The 18,181-nt window shown below is 33.4% G+C and carries 21 protein-coding genes, 1 pseudogene and 1 other annotated feature; of the genes and pseudogenes, 20 read left to right on the forward strand and 2 right to left on the reverse strand.

Annotated features, from left to right (window positions below):
- The first annotated feature begins 62 nt into the window (after positions 1-62).
- The 19 genes from ftsZ (at position 63) to D7D81_RS11195 (ending at position 15,721) form a co-directional block, all read left to right on the forward strand.
- Complete coding sequence (gene ftsZ, locus D7D81_RS11105) at positions 63-1,124, forward strand: cell division protein FtsZ (RefSeq protein WP_125989989.1); 1,062 nt, start codon at positions 63-65, stop codon at positions 1,122-1,124.
- A gap of 174 nt (positions 1,125-1,298) precedes the next feature.
- The gene (locus D7D81_RS11110; RefSeq protein WP_125989991.1) at positions 1,299-2,192 is read left to right on the forward strand and encodes a sigma-E processing peptidase SpoIIGA; all 894 of its coding nucleotides are present in this window, start codon (positions 1,299-1,301) and stop codon (positions 2,190-2,192) included.
- 29 nt (positions 2,193-2,221) lie between these two features.
- Complete coding sequence (gene sigE / locus D7D81_RS11115; protein WP_125992106.1) at positions 2,222-2,947, forward strand: RNA polymerase sporulation sigma factor SigE; 726 nt, start codon at positions 2,222-2,224, stop codon at positions 2,945-2,947.
- A gap of 196 nt (positions 2,948-3,143) precedes the next feature.
- Positions 3,144-3,926: an RNA polymerase sporulation sigma factor SigG gene (gene sigG / locus D7D81_RS11120; RefSeq protein WP_205739185.1), complete on the forward strand. Its 783-nt coding sequence runs from the start codon at positions 3,144-3,146 to the stop codon at positions 3,924-3,926.
- Between the two features lies 1 nt (position 3,927).
- Positions 3,928-4,623: a stage II sporulation protein R gene (locus tag D7D81_RS11125; protein ID WP_164522227.1), complete on the forward strand. Its 696-nt coding sequence runs from the start codon at positions 3,928-3,930 to the stop codon at positions 4,621-4,623.
- Positions 4,583-4,834: a YlmC/YmxH family sporulation protein gene (locus D7D81_RS11130; protein WP_125989997.1), complete on the forward strand. Its 252-nt coding sequence runs from the start codon at positions 4,583-4,585 to the stop codon at positions 4,832-4,834. Before D7D81_RS11125 ends, D7D81_RS11130 begins: the two co-directional genes overlap by 41 nt.
- A gap of 72 nt (positions 4,835-4,906) precedes the next feature.
- On the forward strand, positions 4,907-5,362 hold the full coding sequence (gene nrdR, locus D7D81_RS11135) for a transcriptional regulator NrdR (protein ID WP_125989999.1): 456 nt from the start codon (positions 4,907-4,909) through the stop codon (positions 5,360-5,362).
- A gap of 1 nt (position 5,363) precedes the next feature.
- Positions 5,364-6,170 (forward strand): peptidoglycan editing factor PgeF, encoded by an 807-nt coding sequence (gene pgeF / locus D7D81_RS11140; protein ID WP_125990001.1) that lies wholly within the window; start codon positions 5,364-5,366, stop codon positions 6,168-6,170.
- 44 nt (positions 6,171-6,214) lie between these two features.
- On the forward strand, positions 6,215-7,168 hold the full coding sequence (locus D7D81_RS11145) for a biotin/lipoyl attachment domain-containing protein (RefSeq protein WP_125990003.1): 954 nt from the start codon (positions 6,215-6,217) through the stop codon (positions 7,166-7,168).
- A 5-nt stretch (positions 7,169-7,173) separates the two neighbouring features.
- Positions 7,174-7,872, forward strand: a complete 699-nt coding sequence (locus tag D7D81_RS11150) for a YggS family pyridoxal phosphate-dependent enzyme (protein ID WP_125990005.1) — start codon at positions 7,174-7,176, stop codon at positions 7,870-7,872.
- Positions 7,869-8,258, forward strand: coding sequence for a cell division protein SepF (locus D7D81_RS11155; RefSeq protein WP_125990007.1), 390 nt, complete (start codon positions 7,869-7,871; stop codon positions 8,256-8,258). Before D7D81_RS11150 ends, D7D81_RS11155 begins: the two co-directional genes overlap by 4 nt.
- Positions 8,259-8,284: 26 nt before the next feature.
- Positions 8,285-8,578, forward strand: a complete 294-nt coding sequence (locus D7D81_RS11160; protein ID WP_125990009.1) for a YggT family protein — start codon at positions 8,285-8,287, stop codon at positions 8,576-8,578.
- Positions 8,579-8,625: 47 nt separating this feature from the next.
- A complete protein-coding gene (locus tag D7D81_RS11165; RefSeq protein ID WP_125990011.1) occupies positions 8,626-9,414 on the forward strand; it encodes a photosystem II electron transport protein, Sll1252 family in 789 nt (262 codons plus the stop codon).
- An 18-nt stretch (positions 9,415-9,432) separates the two neighbouring features.
- Positions 9,433-9,933, forward strand: coding sequence for a DivIVA domain-containing protein (locus D7D81_RS11170; RefSeq protein ID WP_125990013.1), 501 nt, complete (start codon positions 9,433-9,435; stop codon positions 9,931-9,933).
- A gap of 38 nt (positions 9,934-9,971) precedes the next feature.
- Positions 9,972-10,201, forward strand: a binding site (T-box leader).
- Between the two features lie 365 nt (positions 10,202-10,566).
- Complete coding sequence (gene ileS / locus D7D81_RS11175; protein WP_125990015.1) at positions 10,567-13,668, forward strand: isoleucine--tRNA ligase; 3,102 nt, start codon at positions 10,567-10,569, stop codon at positions 13,666-13,668.
- Positions 13,669-13,809: 141 nt separating this feature from the next.
- On the forward strand, positions 13,810-14,271 hold the full coding sequence (locus D7D81_RS11180) for a tyrosine-type recombinase/integrase (RefSeq protein ID WP_125990017.1): 462 nt from the start codon (positions 13,810-13,812) through the stop codon (positions 14,269-14,271).
- A 254-nt stretch (positions 14,272-14,525) separates the two neighbouring features.
- A complete protein-coding gene (locus tag D7D81_RS20305; RefSeq protein ID WP_353622123.1) occupies positions 14,526-14,711 on the forward strand; it encodes a hypothetical protein in 186 nt (61 codons plus the stop codon).
- Between the two features lie 82 nt (positions 14,712-14,793).
- The gene (locus tag D7D81_RS11190) at positions 14,794-14,988 is read left to right on the forward strand and encodes a hypothetical protein (RefSeq protein WP_125990019.1); all 195 of its coding nucleotides are present in this window, start codon (positions 14,794-14,796) and stop codon (positions 14,986-14,988) included.
- Positions 14,966-15,721: a hypothetical protein gene (locus D7D81_RS11195; RefSeq protein WP_125990021.1), complete on the forward strand. Its 756-nt coding sequence runs from the start codon at positions 14,966-14,968 to the stop codon at positions 15,719-15,721. The genes D7D81_RS11190 and D7D81_RS11195 overlap by 23 nt, the downstream gene beginning before the upstream one ends.
- A 302-nt stretch (positions 15,722-16,023) precedes the next feature.
- Here D7D81_RS11195 and D7D81_RS11200 read toward each other — a convergent pair.
- Positions 16,024-16,443: pseudogene (locus D7D81_RS11200) on the reverse strand (transposase); the annotation flags it as partial.
- 248 nt (positions 16,444-16,691) lie between these two features.
- Positions 16,692-16,973 carry a DUF6431 domain-containing protein gene (locus D7D81_RS20310; RefSeq protein WP_353622076.1) on the reverse strand — a complete coding sequence of 94 codons (282 nt, stop codon included), beginning with the start codon at positions 16,971-16,973 and terminating at the stop codon, positions 16,692-16,694.
- A gap of 422 nt (positions 16,974-17,395) precedes the next feature.
- On the opposite strand from D7D81_RS20310, the gene D7D81_RS11205 reads away from it, so the two are divergent.
- Entirely contained in the window at positions 17,396-18,154 is a 759-nt protein-coding gene (locus D7D81_RS11205; protein ID WP_125990025.1) for a class I SAM-dependent methyltransferase, read from the forward strand.
- Positions 18,155-18,181 lie beyond the last annotated feature (27 nt).

Raw genomic sequence — 18,181 nt, forward strand, 5'->3', positions numbered from 1 at the left:
ACACTTAATTATTTAACAATATTATGGCATTAAATTATGTATTATTCAAGGGGGAGGTAAATTTGTTTGATATCGGAACAGAGATAGAACAATTTGCAAATATAAAAGTTGTTGGAGTTGGTGGTGGTGGAAATAATGCTGTTAATAGAATGATTGAGGAAGGTCTTGAAGGTATAGATTTTGTTGCTATTAATACTGATGCCCAGGCTCTGCTGGCTTCTAATGCTGGTAGAACTATTAGAATTGGTGAAAAAATCACCAAGGGTCTTGGAGCTGGATCAAATCCGGCTATTGGTAAGGAAGCTGCCGAGGAGACCAGGGAAGAGGTGGCCCAGGCACTTGAAGGTGCTGATATGGTTTTTGTCACTGCTGGAATGGGTGGTGGTACTGGAACCGGGGCAGCCCCGGTAATAGCTGAGATTGCCAAAAGCTTAGGCGCTCTCACTGTAGCTGTAGTTACTAAACCTTTTACTGTTGAGGGCCGTAAGCGAATGGAAAAAGCAGAACTGGGTATTGAGAACCTCAAATCGAGTGTTGATACCTTAATTGTTATACCTAATGACCGTTTGCTGGAAGTGGCAGAAAAACAGACCAGCTTGATGGATGCCTTTAAAATTGCGGATGATGTGTTACGTCAGGGTGTTCAGGGTATATCTGATTTAATTACTATTACTGGTATTATTAACCTTGATTTTGCTGATGTGAAGACAATTATGACTGATGCTGGTTCTGCCCTGATGGGTATTGGACGGGCTCAGGGTGAGGAAAGGGCTGCTAAAGCAGCTAAACAGGCTATTGAGTCACCACTACTGGAGGCATCTATTGATGGTGCTAAGGGTGTGTTATTAAATATTACAGGTGGTATGAATCTGGGTATTCATGAAGCCAATGAGGCTGCTAGAATTATACAGGAAGTGGCTGACCCTGAAGCAAACATAATACTTGGAGCAGTTATTGATGAAGATTTTGAAGATGAGGTACAGGTAACTGTAATTGCAACTGCTTTTGAAAAAAAGAGGGTTGTTGAGCAAGAGAGAGAAGATTATTCTGATGACTTTGATATTGAAGATTTTTCCGGAGAAGACCTTGATATTCCTGCTTTTTTAAGGAGACAACAGGGTTAGTTTAAATATATAATAATTACTATTGTATAAAACCTATTATTTCTCGATACTGTTTTTAAATGGTATCGAGTTTTTTGCTTTTTTGACTATTCGACAAAGAATTTTAAAATAGCTGGTAATATTTTTTTCTCTGTCACATATATATAAGTAATGATGGGATAGTAGGTGTAAAAAATGGTAATTTATGCTGATATTACATTTGTTAATAATTTTTTAATGACACTTGCTATTATTTGGGCAGTAGGCCAATTAATGGACTTTAAAATAAATTTTTTTATGTTACTATTGTCAGCTCTAATTGGTAGTATATATACTTTTCTGGTACTATTAATACAAATGTGGTCTCTGCATCCTTTTTATAAGGGAGTATTACAGATTGTTTTAAATCTTACTATAGCTATAATCATGATTAAAGTTGCTTTTAATTATTCTAGTATAAAGACTTTTTTAAAAGCAGTTGGGTATTTATATCTCGTAAGTTTTATTAGTATTGGTACAACTCTATCTTTATTTTACATCTATGGAGGGTCTTTTTTCAGTTCAAGCAAATTAATTATAGCAATTATCACTGGTTTAATTGTGATATATATGCTGGGTAAATACGGTTGGAATATTTTGCAGAGCCATTTATCTCCTGAGGAATTCTATCTTTCGGTAAAAATATATCTAGAATCACAGGTGTTTACTTTTACCGGTCTACTTGATACTGGTAATATGCTCAATGACCCCCTGACTAATGTACCAGTAGTTGTTGTTTATCTAGGTGATATTATTGATGTTTATCCAGCAGAGATGCAGCAGAAGCTGACATCCAATATGGTTAATAGTATGGAGATTATTAATATTTTTAATGAATTTAATAGAGGTAATCGGATCAGAATATTGCCTTTTTCTGATCTAGGACAAGAGCATGCTGTTCTTGTGGGAGTAAGACCTGAGATGGTTGAAATAGATTATAAGGGGGAGGTTATAGCGACAGATAAGGTTGTATTGGGGATGAGTGATCATATTATTGACCAAGATGGTGTTTATCAGGTCTTAATCAATCCGAAAATCCTTAAAATTTAGTGTAGAAAGGGGAGGAGATTATGAAAGGGATTTATTTCAAGGTAAAAATTAAATTACAATTATATTGGATTTCACTATTGCGAGGTTTGGGTTTGTATCGTTCACCTGTTTATTACCTGGGGAGTAGTGAGACTCTACCAGCCCCATTAGAGGATAATGAGGAAGCATATCTCCTGGAAAGATTAGCTGAAGGTGATGATAATGTAAAACAGCTTTTGATTGAGCATAATTTACGTCTGGTTGTGTATATTGCCAGGAAGTTTAATAATACAGGAATCGATATAGAGGATTTAGTTTCAATCGGCACGATTGGTTTAATTAAAGCAGTCAGGACTTTTGATGTAAGTAAAAATATCAAATTAGCGACATATGCTTCACGATGTATTGAAAATGAAATACTTATGTATCTCAGGAAAAACAATAAAAAAAGGAGTGAGGTTTCTTTTGATGATCCATTAAATATTGATTGGGATGGAAATGAACTAAAACTTTCTGATATTATGGGTACAGAAGGTGATATAATATATAAAAATATTGAATCGGAAGTAGACAGGGAATTACTTAAGGATGCGATGAAAAGTTTAAGTAGACGAGAGAGAAAGATATTAATCTTACGTTTTGGTTTATTAAAATCAGGTAATACCAAAACCCAGAAGGATGTTGCCGATATATTAGGTATTTCACAGTCATATATTTCTCGTCTGGAGAAAAGAATTATCAGGAAGCTTAAGAGAGAGGTTGCCAGGATGATTTAAATAGTAGATAGCTTATATTTTATGATGGTTTTTACTTTAATAGGAAATAAAAAAGGAAGGGCATATGCTCTTCCTTTTTTATTTCCTATTATTACATGTATAAATAAGATATGGCTGGCAATAATGTTAATGGAACATATTGGATTAATAAGGTTATATATTGTTCTGTTAATTAATAGAAGTGGGGGGATATCTATTGGGTAACAAGGTAGAAATTAGCGGTGTTAATACCTCTGAATTGCCAGTCTTATCTAATAAAGAGATGAGGGTATTATTTAAGGATATGCAGAATGGTAATGAACTAGCCAGGAATACAATTGTAAGTGGTAATTTAAGGTTAGTGTTAAGTGTTATCCAGAGATTTAATAATAGAGGAGAAAATGTAGATGACCTTTTTCAGGTTGGTTGTATTGGCTTGATGAAGGCTATTGATAATTTTGATTTGAGTAAAAATGTGAGGTTTTCTACCTATGCAGTTCCAATGATAATTGGGGAAATAAGACGTTATCTAAGGGACAATAATCCTATAAGGGTTAGTAGGTCTCTGCGGGATACGGCCTATAAAGCATTACAGATAAAAGAGAATCTGAAAAACAAGAATTCTGAAGAACCATCTCTAAAAGAGATTGCTAGAGAATTGGGTATTCCCAGGTCAGAAATAACCTATGCGCTTGATGCTATCCAGGATCCTATATCCCTTTTCGAGCCAATTTATCATGATGGTGGTGACCCTATTTTTGTGATGGATCAGATCAGTGATGAAAAATCAGAGGATGAAAGTTGGTTAGAGGGTATTGCTGTACGTGAAGCTTTAAGGAAACTAAATGAAAGAGAGAAATTAATCCTTTCTTTCAGGTTTTATGAAGGTAAAACCCAGATGGAAGTAGCGGATGAGATTGGTATCTCCCAGGCACAGGTTTCCCGTCTTGAGAAAGCGGCATTAAAACGTTTAAGACGGCATGTTAAGGAGGAAAAATAATATGAATAAGCTCAGGATATTTTTACTATTAATTATAATTACTATTGTATTAACAAGTTTAAATGTGAATAGTGCTTTCCTTATCAGGGAGTCCAGTGAGTTAATCAATGCTTATAATAATAATAACTTATTGCGTCTCCATGTAATAGCCAATAGTAATTCTGTCCGTGATCAGTATATCAAACGGATGGTTAGAGACAAAGTAATAAATTATTTAGCAGAATCCAGTAATAAAGAATTAGTATTATCAGACCTGGAGTCAGTAAAAAAATATATTGAAGGGATTTTACATGAAGAGGGGTTTTATCAGGGTGTAAAAGTGGAAACTGGCAAGTTTTATTTTCCGGAAAGAACCTATGATGAATTGACACTACCAGCAGGTGAATACAAAGCACTTCGTATCATTCTAGGAAGGGGTGAAGGGGCTAACTGGTGGTGTGTCCTGCTACCACCGCTTTGTATAGATAAAGAGCAGTCTATTGATCATTCAAATCACTTAGAATTTAAATTTAAGGTGTTTGAGTTATTTAAAACTGCTACTAGGAAAATAAAAATAAGTAATCCTCTGGGTAGTGATTCTGATGCTTCCTATTTATTCACAGATTTATTATCTTCAGCATATAATAATTTTGATAATATTATAGGGAGTGATCCGGATGTTGAAGAATTCCGAATTGAAGATGAAGGATGTTATTGATGTTAAGAATGGTAAAAAACTTGGTTATATTGATGATGTTGATATAGAATTAGAACAGGGTAGGATAAGAGCCTTTATTATTCCCTCACACAATAATAAAATTTTAAGTTTTTTTTCTAAAAAGCAGGATCTTATTATTAATTGGAACGAGATCAAAAAAATTGGAGAAGATGTGATATTGGTTGAATTAAAGGACGACTTAAGTGTTTAAAAAAGGCCTAATATGTGATATACTAATAGTGTCAATCTTATAAAAACGGTTTTAAGTTCAGGAGGATTTCAAATGAAATGTCCCTATTGCCAGCATTTAGAAAGTAAAGTTATTGATTCCCGTTATACAGAAGGACATACCTGTATAAGGAGGCGTAGGGAATGTCTGGAGTGTGCTGAAAGGTTTACCACATATGAAAGACTAGAGGATGTTCCCTTAATGGTTGTTAAAAAGAATGGTGAGAGGGAATTGTTTGATAGAAATAAGCTGTTAAAGGGTTTGATGAAGGCCTGTGAAAAAAGACCTATCTCACAGGACAAGTTAGATATGATGGTTTCCCATATTGAAAAGGAACTACGCAATGATATGAAACAGGAGGTTACCAGTGTTGAAATTGGGGAACTGGTCATGGAGGCCCTTAAAAAAATTGATGAAGTAGCTTATGTTAGATTTGCTTCAGTATATAGGCAGTTTAAGGATGTTAATAAGTTTAAACAGGAATTAGAGAGATTATTAGAGGGGGACTAGTATGTTTGCCTGGCGGGAGGATGGTGCTCTCAAATATCTAGTAATTGAGGAGTTTATGGATAGGGGAGTTAAGGTGTATTTTACTTCACGACTTGGTGGTGTGAGTTCAGGGGATTATCATAGTTTAAACCTGGGCCTCCATACTGCTGATAGCAAAGAAGATGTCCTGGAAAACAGACGCCGGCTTGCCGAAGCACTTAAGATTGATTGTCAGGATTTTGTTGCTGCTCAACAGGTACATAGTAATAAAGTAGCAATGGTAAATAAAAATAATTCTGGTCAGGGGGCTTTTTCTTATGAAAGCAGCCTTCCAGGTATAGATGGTTTGATTACTGCTGACAGGGGTTTGCCTCTCATATCTTTTTATGCAGACTGTGTACCATTATTACTTATGGATCCTGTTAAAGGTGTAGTAGGATTGGCTCATGCTGGTTGGCGAGGGACAGTAAAAAAAATAGGTGTCAACATAATTTCTCTGATGAAAGGTATCTTTGATTGTCAGCTAGATGATATATGGGTTGGGATAGGGCCGGCTATTTCCAGGGATTATTATCAGGTTGATGAGAGGGTAGTTGCTCAGGTGAAGGGTAATTTTTCCTGCTGGCGAGATTTATTGTCAGACCAGGGAAAGGACAGGTATCTTTTTGATTTATGGGCAGCCAATAGAGCAGTTTTCCATTCTTTGGGAATACAAGACAAACAGATTATTTTGAGTAATTATTGTACTGCAGCTAATACTGACCTGTTTTTTTCTTACAGGAAGGAAAAGGGGAGAACTGGCAGGATGGCTAGTATTATATATTTGTAAGTAAATATGATTGATTAAGTATTTTAATTTAGGGTAGGTTTTCTATGGGCAATAATAATATTTATTATCTGGCACAAAAGAAAAGCAATTATAAAAACCATCAATATAGGAGAGATAGGTTTAACAAAAGAAGATTTTTAATAGCTGTTTTTTTATTAATTGTTTTTATACTTTTTATCTATTTTATTGGCTTTTATAACAGGATTGTTATAGTGAGGGCTAGGTATGGTGAACTTGTTGATGGGTTTACTACAAAGGCTTTAATTGTCAGGGATGAACAGGTTTATTATTCACCAGTGTCTGGTAATATAGAATTGAATTTAACAGAAGGTAGTAGGATTTCCTATGGACAGAGAGTAATGAGAGTAGGGGACTATAGTTTAATAAACCATAGGGCAGGTATAATAAGCTATGCGACAGATGGATTGGAAGATTCTTTAGGATTTAACTCCATTAACGAACTTACCCCTGACAAATATAATAAATATAAGCGTAACTATAAACAATTAGTAAATGGCAATTATCTAAATAAAGGGGAACCTGCTTTTAGGATAATAGCAAATAATATGTATCTGGTTTTACAAGTTACCACTGAAGAAATGGAGCGATACTGGCTTAATGAAAAGGTTTTTTTAAAAGCCCCTGATATCAAAAAAAGCCTTATAGATGCCAGAGTTGTTAATAAAATGGTTTTTGATAAAAAGGCACTAATGCTTGTAAAACTGATACCATTTGTACCTGAATGGTTAAATAATCGGTGGGTAGAAGTAGAGTTTATTAAAAATATATATCGTGGTATAATTATTCCCCATAAGGCTTTATTTAAACAGGCTGAAGGGGAGGGTGTATTAGTGTATAATACCAATAATGGTAAGATAGAATTTAAGAAATTAAAAGTATTGGAAAGAACAAAGCAAGGACTTATAGTTGAGGGGATAGAGATGGGTGAGAGTATTATCGAAAATCCTTCTTCTGTAGATTACGGAAAAGGGGTGTAATAATTATGGCAGTAGAAAGATTGGCTACTAGATTAACTAAGGTAAAGAGAAGGATAAATTTAGCTGTTGATAGGAGTGGCAGGAAGTCTGGTGAAATAAAACTGGTGGCTGTCAGTAAGAATCACCCAATAGATAAGATTAAATACCTAAAAGAACAGGGAATAAGTAATTTTGGAGAGAATAGGGTACAGGAATTACTGGATAAGGCAGCTGAAATTGATAAAATAACCTGGCATTTTATTGGACATCTTCAGCGAAACAAGGTAAAATATTTAATGAGGATCCAAAACTGCCAGTTGATACACTCATTAGACAGCTGGCGTCTGGCCAAAGAAATTGATAAACGAGCCAGGAAAAATGAATGTATTATGCCTGTTTTGGTACAGGTAAATGTTGCTGAGGATGAAAATAAATTTGGATTTAAATTAGAAGAGGTAGAAGAATTTTTAAAAAAGGCTGTTAAACTTAAAAACCTTGTTATTAAGGGGCTTATGACGGTAGTTCCCTATGCAGATGACCCTGAACTGAGTAGACCTTTTTTCCGGAGACTGACTGATTTAAAATCAGACCTGGTACAGAAGGGGTATGATTTAGAGGAATTATCAATGGGAATGACTAATGATTTTGAGGTTGCTATTGAAGAAGGTGCTACTATAGTTAGGGTGGGAACAGCTTTGTTTGGTAAAAGAGGTGACTATCAATGAGGTTTAAAGAGATCTGGGAACGAATACTTGATTTCTTCGGGCTGGCAAATGGCCAGGAAGAAGAATACTATGAAGAGCATAATGATGAACGGGTTATAAGTATATACAGGAAGAAACAGGGCTTTAGTATTATGCTCTACCACCCTGAATCATTTAATGAGGTACAAAATCTTGTTGATGAAATCAAGGCTAAAAAACCAATAATCCTTAATCTTGAAGAATTAGATAGGGAACTGGCCAGACGGATTATTGATTTTATGAGTGGAGCTGTCTATGGTATAGGTGGCAATATCCAGAAGGTTGCTGAATACATCTTTGTCTTTACTCCTCATAATATAGATATTGATAGTGGGGTCTTAAAGGAAAGTCGTTCACTTTTTAGTTAAGTATAATATTTGGAGGTGCTAAAATAATGTATTTATTAGTATTTCTGGTCAATACCACATATAAGGTTATTTTCTGGTTAATACTTATCAGGGCCATTTTGTCCTGGGTAAGGCCGGGTGTTCATGACCCTAACTGGCGTAAAATATTAAGTTTTATATATAGTGTAACAGAGCCTATTTTAGGTCCGATACGCCGATTGATTCCTACAGGTAATATTGGAATTGATTTTTCACCACTAATTGCCATGTTTTTATTATCTATCTTGCGTGGTTTTATAATTAATCTTTTATATAGTATTGGCAGCAATTTCATGTTTTAGGAATTAAATATATAAACTATATCTTTAGAAGGAGTGTCCAGTTCTAGATGCTTGATAGGGAAAAGTTGAGTTCACATTTGCACCGGGGGGAAGAACAGTTACTTGCCGGACATATATTTGATAAAATTGAGATGGTTTTAAAGAGAAAAAGTGAAGAATCTACTAATTTTTTGAATCCATATGAATGTGAGATAGCTGAGGGTTTACTTCAACAGATTTATGAGGTGAATTACCTGATAGATGGGGGTTATCAGGGTGCTGAGAGAAATAGGGTTACTGTTTTTCCTGAATATTTATTCCCTGAACATGTGGATCCCCAGGTTGAAATTTTAAAAATAGAAGGAAATTTCAAGTTTCAGCCAGTAAATCACCGTGATTTTTTAGGGGCCCTAATGGGGTTAGGGATTAAAAGGGAAATGATTGGTGATATATTAATACTAAAGGAAATGGCCGAGGTAGTTGTAGCGGCAGAGATGGTAGAGTTTATTATAACGAAACTAACTAAGGTTCATCAAGTTCCTGTAGAGGTTATGGAGATTAAATCCAAAGAATTAATTTTACCATCAAATAATACTAAAGAGATAAAAACAACGGTAGCTTCTATGCGGCTGGATGCCGTGGCCAGTGCCGGATTTGGGGATTCCCGAAATAAGATATCCAGGGATATTAAAAGTGAAAAGGTTAAGTTGAACTGGAAAACAGTAGCAGACCCTGCCTGTAGTGTTGAGATAGGGGATTTAATCTCGATCAGGGGTAGGGGCCGGGTGAATGTTGTGGAAAGAATTGGTTTGTCTAATAGGGGGAGAATTAAATTATCATTGGAAAGATATACTTAGGGAAAGAGGGGTGTAGTGATGCGGTTTTCTCCACTAGATATTTATAATAAAGAATTTAAAAAATCTACCTTTGGATATAATGTGAAACAGGTTAACGAGTTTTTAGATGAAGTTGGTATGGCTTATGAAAAACTTCTTAAAGAAGTTAATTCACTACAGGATGAAAATGATAAAATAAAAGAAAAATTGGCTGGTATTGATGAAATGGAAAAACGACTAGAGAAGATTATGCTTACTGTTCAGGATACTTCTCAAGAACAAATTAAACAGGCTAAAAAAGAGGCAGATATTATTATTAAACGAGCAGAGATTAAGGCAGAACAGATAGAGAAAGAAGCCCGTAATAAAGTACAGAAGGAATATCAGGCTTTACAGGACCTTAAAGAACATAAAGACCTTTTTAAGATTCGTTTTAAAACACTGCTGGAAAGTCATTTAGAGATGATAGAAGAAGATGAGGTAACATTACCAGGGTCTGAAGAGGATATTGCTGTTAGCCGTTTAGACCTTGACGAATAGTTTTTTATCCTTTATAATAAAGAAAAATATTTACTGATTGAAAAACAATGAACGAGAGAGTAATAGATAGTTAGATTTACAGCGAACTGGAAATGGTGAGAGCCAGCAATTTGAATTATCTATGAAGATCACTCAGGAGTTGGTATTCTGAATACTTAGTAAGGGTACCCGTTTAGTCAGCGTTAATGATTATTAAGATAATATCTATCGAGTTTTGACCCTGATAGGTATTAATTAGGGTGGTATCGCGGAGTCCTTCGTCCCTTAGGGGTGTTAGGGCTTTTTTTTATCATGAAATTATTTTTTTGAAATTGTGGATAAGTTTGAAGACCGACAAATATATTTACTTCCCTTGCCGTGCACTACGGCGTCCTGCCTTCGTTTACTGTCGAGAAATTGTCTTCCGACGTCGTGCCTACAGACAATTTCTAGAGTCGTCCAGTAAATATATTTGTCTGTATTATGGTAACAAGTTGTCTTTGTGTAAGAAATATTCCTAAGTAAAAATTAATAATTATTGATTAAGTCTGGGTGGCGAAGCCATTTTATTCTTATTTGTACTAATTTTAGGTTATATATACAGCACTCCCATTTAAATATATAATATGGTTGTTAAAGAAAGGATGGATTATTATGAGTAGGTTTGAAGATTTGTCAGATTTACCGGTAAGTGAAAATGAGAAACAAATAGCAGAACACTGGGATAAGATTAATCTTTTAGAAAAAAGCATTTCTTCCCGGGAGGGAAAAGATAGTTTTGTATTTTATGAAGGTCCTCCAACAGCTAATGGGAAACCAGGTATTCACCATGTTTTAGCTCGCGCTTTAAAAGATGCGGTATGTAGGTATAAAACCATGCAGGGCTACCAGGTCAGGAGAAAGGCTGGTTGGGATACCCATGGTTTACCTGTAGAAATTGAAGTTGAGAAACAGCTTGACCTTAATAATAAAACTGAAATAGAAGATTATGGGATAGGGAAATTTAATGAGAAATGCCGTGAATCTGTTTTTAAATATGAGGGTCTATGGCGTGAGATGACTAAAAGGATGGGTTATTTAATTGATTTAGATGATCCCTATATAACCCTGGATAATAATTATATAGAAACAGTATGGTGGATCCTTGATAAATTTAATAAAGAAGGAATGATCTATGAAGGTCATAAAATACTCCCCTACTGTACCAGATGTGGAACGGGTCTTGCTTCACATGAAGTAGCCCAGGGCTATGAAGAGATTAAATCTGTTACAGTTTATGTTAAATTTAAAAGAAAAGATAAAGATGAATACTTCCTGGTCTGGACCACAACCCCCTGGACCCTGGCGGCTAATGTTGCCTTAACAGTAAATCCAGCTATGACTTATCTAAAAGTTAATCATAATGATGAAGAAATACTATATATTGAAAAAACTCTTGCTCCTAAGGTACTTGAGGGTAATTATGAAATCCTCGAGGAATTAAAGGGTAGGGACCTGGAAGGTATTGAATATGAACAATTAATGCCTTTCCTTAAACCTGACAAAAAAGCCTTTTATGTTACTCTGGCAGACTATGTTACAGCCGAAGAAGGTACTGGTATAGTTCACACTGCTCCTGCGTTTGGTGAGGATGACTATCAGACAGGTCTCAGGTATGATCTTCCAGTAATACAGCCGGTAAATGAAGATGGTAAATATATAACAACTCCCTGGGAAGGCATGTTTGTTATGGATGCTGATATTGAGATATTAAAATGGCTGTTTGAAAAAGACAAGTTATATAAAAAAGAAAAACTGGCGCATAACTATCCCCACTGCTGGAGATGTCATACCCCATTACTTTATTATGCTAAACCAAGTTGGTATATTGCAATGACAGAATTAAAGGATAAATTGATAGAGAATAATGATGGAATAGAATGGTATCCAGATTTTGTTGGGGAGGGTAGATTTGGTAACTGGTTGGAAAACCTAAAAGATTGGGCTATATCCAGGAGTAGGTACTGGGGTACTCCCCTAAATATCTGGACCTGTGAATGTGGTCATAAAACAAGTATCGGATCCCGGAAGGAATTGGTAGAAAGGGCAGTGGAAGATATTGATGAAGATATAGAATTACACAGGCCCTATGTAGATGAAATCCATCTGAAGTGTGATGAATGTGGAGGCATGATGACAAGAGTTCCTGATGTAATTGACTGCTGGTTTGATAGTGGGTCTATGCCTTTTGCGCAACTGCATTATCCTTTTGAGAATAAGGAGTATTTTGAAAAGAATTTTCCGGCTGATTTTATTTGTGAAGGTATTGACCAGACCAGAGGGTGGTTTTATTCCCTACTGGCTATATCAACCTTTGTTACTGGTAAATCATCATATAAACGTGTACTGGTAAATGACCTAATCCTTGATAAAGAAGGTAAAAAGATGTCCAAGTCCAAAGGGAATACAGTTGATCCCTTTGAATTGTTTGATAATTATGGTGCTGATATTTTAAGATGGTATCTTTTTTATGTATCACCAGCCTGGACGCCAACTAAGTTTGATATAGAGGGTCTAAAGGAAATAGACAGTAAGTTTTACAGGACTATTAAAAATGTCTATTACTTCTTTAAACTATATGCCAATACTGATGAATTGAATCCAGCTGATTTCTTTGTAGAATATAAAAATAGACCCCGGCTTGATAAATGGTTGTTATCCAAGTATAATAACCTGATTAAAACTGTGCAAAATTATATGGATAAATATGACTTAACAAATGTAGTCAGGTCCATTCAGCAGTTCGTAGATGATGACCTCTCTAATTGGTTTATTAGACGTTCCAGAAGGAGATTCTGGGCATCTGAACTGGATACAGACAAGAAATCTGTCTATAATACTACCTATGAAGTATTGGTAGGGATATCTAAAATGATTGCACCATTTTCACCGTTTATTGCTGATGAGCTTTATCAGAAACTTACTGGTGAGGAGTCAGTTCATCTAGCTTATTATCCAGAACTTAATCAGGAGCTAATAGACAATAAACTTGAAGAAAAGATGGATCTGGTTAGGAATCTTGTTACTTTGGGAAGAGCAGTACGGGAAGAAAATGACCTCAAAGTCCGCCAACCTATTCAGCAGGTCCTGGTTGATGGTAAATATGAAGAATTAATTGCAGATCTGGTACCATTAATGAAAGAAGAGCTAAATGTTAAAGAGGTAGTCTTTACTACAGAACTCAGTGAGTATATGGATTATAAAGCAAAACCAAATTTCCAGGTAGTAGGTCCAATACTGAGGAATAAAATGAAATTTTTCGCTCCTGCACTGGCTAAGTTAGATGCTAACGAAATAAAGGATAAAGTTGATAAGGGTGAGACACTTACTGTAGACCTTGATGGAGAAGAATTTGAGGTAAAACCAGATTATGTAAACATTGAAAACAAAGATAAAGAAGGATTTGCTGTTGCCATGGATAATAATCTCTTTGTTATCCTCGATACAACACTAACTCAGGAATTACTTGATGAAGGCTATGCCCGGGAATTTGTCTCCAAAGTACAGCAGATTCGTAAGAATAATGGTTATGAAGTTATCGATAATATCAATATTTATTATAATGGTGATGAAGAAATATCAACTGCTGTTAATTCCTTTGAGGATTATATTAAGAAAGAAACTCTGGCTGTAAGTATTGAATCTGTAGATGAAGAACTTGATATATTTGACCTTAATGAACATGAAACAGGTATAAGACTTAAAAAGATTGAATAAAGTTTGTTCTATTTAATACAGTTAAATAAGTTGAAAATATATGAGGCTGTAAATATGTATTTATTCCTGTTTACAGCCTTTTCTACATCATATAATAAAGATAATTTATAAATAAAGTAAGGGAATATTTACTCTATACTAATGTTAATTTATTCAGCTGGCCTTAGAGTAAGCGAAGCTGCCTCACTTATGATTAATGATATTAATAGTAGTAGACATATTATACGAGTAAGGCAATCTAAAGGACATAAAGATATAATTACATTATTATCGGATAAAGCACTTGTTATATTGCGAGAGTACTATAAAGAATATACTGAAAAATGGTTGTTTCCTGGAGCAAATTCAAATAAGCATATAAGTGTGAGAACAATTCAAGCAGTATTTAATAAAGCTTGTAGAAACTCTGGTATTAAAAAGAAAGTAACTGTACATTGGCTTAGACACTCTTTTGCAACTCACTTGTTGGAAAGTGGTGTTGATTTAAGATATATTCAGGAGTTACTGGGACACCAAAGTAGTAAAACGACAGAGATATATACTCATGTAAGCAGTAATAGCATTAATAAAATAAAAAATCCACTTGATGATATTATTGATTAACTATATAATATACCTATATTTTACTTTTACGCAATGCGCATAAGAAAAAAATATAGGTACTTAGACGCAATACGTGAAGACTATGTGAAATAGTCTTAAATATTGAGGTGATATTATGGGAAAAAATGTTAAGCAGATACAAATATTAATTTCTGCACTATCTGATGTCGAACAAGAAGTAGATATAGTAAAAAAAGCAATTTCAAATTTTAATATAACCTATTGGTAAAATTAATAACATATCATTATTACCTATTCATTGGGAAACGAGTGCATTTCCTGAGTCTGGAAAAAGACCGCAGGCTTTATTAAATAAACAAATTGTAAATGACTCTGATGCTGCGATTGCTATATTTTGGACTAGGTTTGGTACGCCTACAGAAGAATATGATTCCGGGACAGAAGAAGAAATTGAAAAAATGTTAAAAAGCGACAAGTAGGTATTTTTATATTTTTCTAATAGACCTATAAAATTACACGAAATTAAAATTTACTAGAAGCAATTATAGCAATTCTAAATTTATGGTAGAATTACAGAATAAAATTATAGAAGATATTAAATATATATTAAATTTTAATTTAGACAAGTCAGATAAATTAAATATTAATGAAAAGAATAATAAAACTTTAAAAGAGTTAACTAATATACAAACAAATTTGCTTTTTGGAGGTTTAGAACTTGTTGATATTACAAATGAAACAAAAAAAAACAATTAAAGATTTTGCAACAAATTATGATATTAAAATAAATGAAAGTTTATTCGATATAGGAAATTTAAAACAAAAAGATTTCTTTAATGTAGGTCTGGAAGGGTTATATAAATATCCCGAATTAGTAGGAACAGAAAGTGAAAAAGAGAAATACAAGAAGATAATGGAAATAAAAGAACAAGTAATTATGTTTTATGATTATGTTGAGTATTTTAATATTCTTGATGATTATAATAGACTATCTTTAGTTATTGAAAATAATGGTATTAGCTTTGATGTAGATATATCTATAAAAATATATATTCCAAAAGGCAGACTTTTGTTGAAAAATGACATTACTATCCCATCTCAAAATATTATAGAGAATATAAATAATTATATCGAACATTTTCTAAAACAGGAAAAAGTTCATCATATTGAAGATTATCCGGATTATAATGATAATATAGATTTAGATGTAAATATTCCTAATTTGTCTTACTTAAATAGAGAATTTCAAGAAGAAAAATATAAGAAGGATATGAAAAAATATAATTCTAAAATTTCTAGTAGATTTCTATTTGATTATTATTCAAGTCATGATTATGATATATTAAAATTCCATCAAAACTATTTAAAACATAATACCAAGAATTTTCTTCCTTGTTTTTTACTTTTTAAGGAGGAAGTTAAGGAAATAAAATATGAAATAACTTCTAAACATAATTCTAAAATGATTAAAGATACTTTAAAGCTGTAAGCCGACTACTTCACATAACAAATCAGGAGTATTTCCGCAATTGAGCCAAAAAGAAAACCCAAATCAATAATAATAAATATGATTTGAGCTTTTCAAATCTGCTAAACTATGAGATACAATTGAGGAAATACTTTGTTGAACGAAGCTGCGGTGCTCAAGATATTAATCTATGGATTTTTAATAAATCTTCAAATCCTTAAAATTAAATAAAAGATATAAACATAAATAAGAACCCAAGAAATAACAAGAAAAAAAACTAAAAAATAGCAACCCAGGGATGCAAGTTCCCCCTCCCCATAAAGTCAATTTTTATAAAATTTAAGATCTGGAGGGCCTTTAAAGTTTCTGGGTAACTCATCTTCAGTAACAAATTTATGACAACCACATACAGGACACTTTTTAATTTCAAGACCGAGTTTTTCAATAAGCTGATCAGTAGAAAGTCTAATATATTCAATAATCTTTGTACTGGTAAGTTTTTTACATAAAAGAAGTTTGGTCTTTCGGTTTCGACTGCCCATAATACCAAAGTAACGGATCTTTTTGAATCTCTTTGGTAGGATATGCATAAGAAATCTTCTGATAAATTCAAAGACATGGAGTGTCATAAATTTCTTTTTATCTTTATCCTTATAATCTTTATACGTAAAAGTGACCTGATGATTCTTCACTTTAACAATTCTGCTATTGGCAATAGCAACCCGATTAGTATATTTAGCAAGATAGTTAACAACATAGGAAGTATTTTTAAAAGTCTTTTCACAAAAGACAACCCAATTTTTATTTTACAAAGTATCAATAAAACCCTGATAACTTCTATTATGATGTGGTGAAATTAAATAGACTTATTTGAGGAATTAATATCCCAGTGTTGATCAAGGGTTGACTCAAAAAATCAAAGAACTTCTCAAAATGTTCAATATGTCTGAGATAACAACAAACTTATCATAAGAAAAGTTAAAGATATAGATTAAGTACAGGCAGAAAAAATAAAAGAAAAAGAGTATTGATAGTATGGTATAACAAATGATGGTAAGATGGAATAAGTCTTATCACATTCAGGGCAGATATAGCGTGGAATATAAATAATATGATAGCCAAGGAGAGTGATGACATTACGGGGATAAGAGCCATGGTAATGTAGTTTACCATGGTAGCCACAATCTTTACAGTAATAATGTCTATACAAATTTATTTTTCCTAATTTAACATATTCAGGTATATTTTTTAGAATTCCGGAAATAATAATCATTAGAATTTTGGGTGTGGGAAAAGCAATTTGTGTGTGACATACACTTGCTTTTCCCTATTTTTATTTGTCACAAAGAAATAACTTAATTAATTAACAAGATTTATTATTACCAAATATAGGTTATTTTATGTATGAAGATTAATTAATTTGATACTGATATGGTCAGGTTAAATAATCTGACTTAGTTGGGAAGAATTAAATAAAGTGACTTTTTTAGTGGAAATTAGGATTAGCTAAAGTGCGGTATAACACTTACACTGGTTAAAATACTGATTTAAGCTGAGAAGAGCAGTCTACGACTCACCCCGCCGTGCTTTGTAGTATATCTTCTCCTTAAGATAATTATAGCAAAGAATTGAAGGCCGTGCTATTTTTTCATTACTATTTGTGCCGCCAGCGGTAGCGACGGAATGGAGGTTAAAATGAATTTAGAAAAATTAAAAGAGAATTGGAAAAGAGAAGAACAGTATTCGTTTAAAGGTTGGGATTTTTCCCATATAAAAAAAAGATGGGAACATGAGCAGATTCCGTGGGATTACAAAGAAATTATACTTAAATATATTAAATTATCAGATGAATTATTAGACATGGGTACAGGTGGTGGCGAGTTTTTATTGACTCTAAACCATCCATATAATTTAACAAGCGTAACAGAAGCTTATCCGCCTAATGTAGAGTTGTGTAAAAACAAATTGTCTCCGCTAGGAATTGAAGTAAGGCAGGTTTTTACTGATAGTGATATTCCTTATGAAACTAATAGTTTTGATATTGTGATAAACAGACATGAGGCATTTAATGTAGATGAGATAAGTCGTATATTGAAAAGCGGTGGATATTTTATTACACAACAAGTTGGCGGGAAGAATAATAATGACTTATCAGAAAAATTAATTGATGGATTTAAACCACTTTTTCCAAAACATGATCTGAAAAATAATATTAAATTATTACTGAAAAATGGATTTAAAATAATACTATCAGACGAGACATTTCCTAAGATAAAATTTTATGATATTGGGGCACTGGTATACTTTTCAAAAGTAATAAAATGGGAATTTCCTGATTTCTCTGTAGATTCTTGTTTTAAAAATTTATGTAAATTGAAAAAAGAATTAAAAGAAAAAGGATATATATCAGGGACAAGTCACCGTTTTATAATAGTTGCACAAAGTCAAAAATAAAATAAAAATATTGATCAGGGTGATGGT

This window comes from Halocella sp. SP3-1 (assembly GCF_003953885.1).
GTDB classification, from domain to species: Bacteria; Bacillota; Halanaerobiia; order Halanaerobiales; family DTU029; genus Iocasia; species Iocasia fonsfrigidae.

Bases quoted from the DNA above. Each gene is read 5' to 3' on its own strand.
- D7D81_RS20310 (WP_353622076.1), bottom strand. From the start codon at position 16,973: ATGATTATTATTTCCGGAATTCTAAAAAATATACCTGAATATGTTAAA.
- D7D81_RS11170 (WP_125990013.1), top strand. From the start codon at position 9,433: ATGCGGTTTTCTCCACTAGATATTTATAATAAAGAATTTAAAAAATCT.
- D7D81_RS11160 (WP_125990009.1), top strand. From the start codon at position 8,285: ATGTATTTATTAGTATTTCTGGTCAATACCACATATAAGGTTATTTTC.
- D7D81_RS11195 (WP_125990021.1), top strand. From the start codon at position 14,966: ATGAAACAAAAAAAAACAATTAAAGATTTTGCAACAAATTATGATATT.
- pgeF (WP_125990001.1), top strand. From the start codon at position 5,364: ATGTTTGCCTGGCGGGAGGATGGTGCTCTCAAATATCTAGTAATTGAG.
- D7D81_RS11130 (WP_125989997.1), top strand. From the start codon at position 4,583: ATGTTGAAGAATTCCGAATTGAAGATGAAGGATGTTATTGATGTTAAG.
- D7D81_RS11150 (WP_125990005.1), top strand. From the start codon at position 7,174: ATGGCAGTAGAAAGATTGGCTACTAGATTAACTAAGGTAAAGAGAAGG.
- D7D81_RS11145 (WP_125990003.1), top strand. From the start codon at position 6,215: ATGGGCAATAATAATATTTATTATCTGGCACAAAAGAAAAGCAATTAT.
- D7D81_RS11180 (WP_125990017.1), top strand. From the start codon at position 13,810: ATGTTAATTTATTCAGCTGGCCTTAGAGTAAGCGAAGCTGCCTCACTT.
- D7D81_RS11165 (WP_125990011.1), top strand. From the start codon at position 8,626: ATGCTTGATAGGGAAAAGTTGAGTTCACATTTGCACCGGGGGGAAGAA.
- D7D81_RS11125 (WP_164522227.1), top strand. From the start codon at position 3,928: ATGAATAAGCTCAGGATATTTTTACTATTAATTATAATTACTATTGTA.
- D7D81_RS11110 (WP_125989991.1), top strand. From the start codon at position 1,299: ATGGTAATTTATGCTGATATTACATTTGTTAATAATTTTTTAATGACA.
- D7D81_RS11205 (WP_125990025.1), top strand. From the start codon at position 17,396: ATGAATTTAGAAAAATTAAAAGAGAATTGGAAAAGAGAAGAACAGTAT.
- ileS (WP_125990015.1), top strand. From the start codon at position 10,567: ATGAGTAGGTTTGAAGATTTGTCAGATTTACCGGTAAGTGAAAATGAG.
- D7D81_RS11155 (WP_125990007.1), top strand. From the start codon at position 7,869: ATGAGGTTTAAAGAGATCTGGGAACGAATACTTGATTTCTTCGGGCTG.
- nrdR (WP_125989999.1), top strand. From the start codon at position 4,907: ATGAAATGTCCCTATTGCCAGCATTTAGAAAGTAAAGTTATTGATTCC.
- D7D81_RS11190 (WP_125990019.1), top strand. From the start codon at position 14,794: ATGGTAGAATTACAGAATAAAATTATAGAAGATATTAAATATATATTA.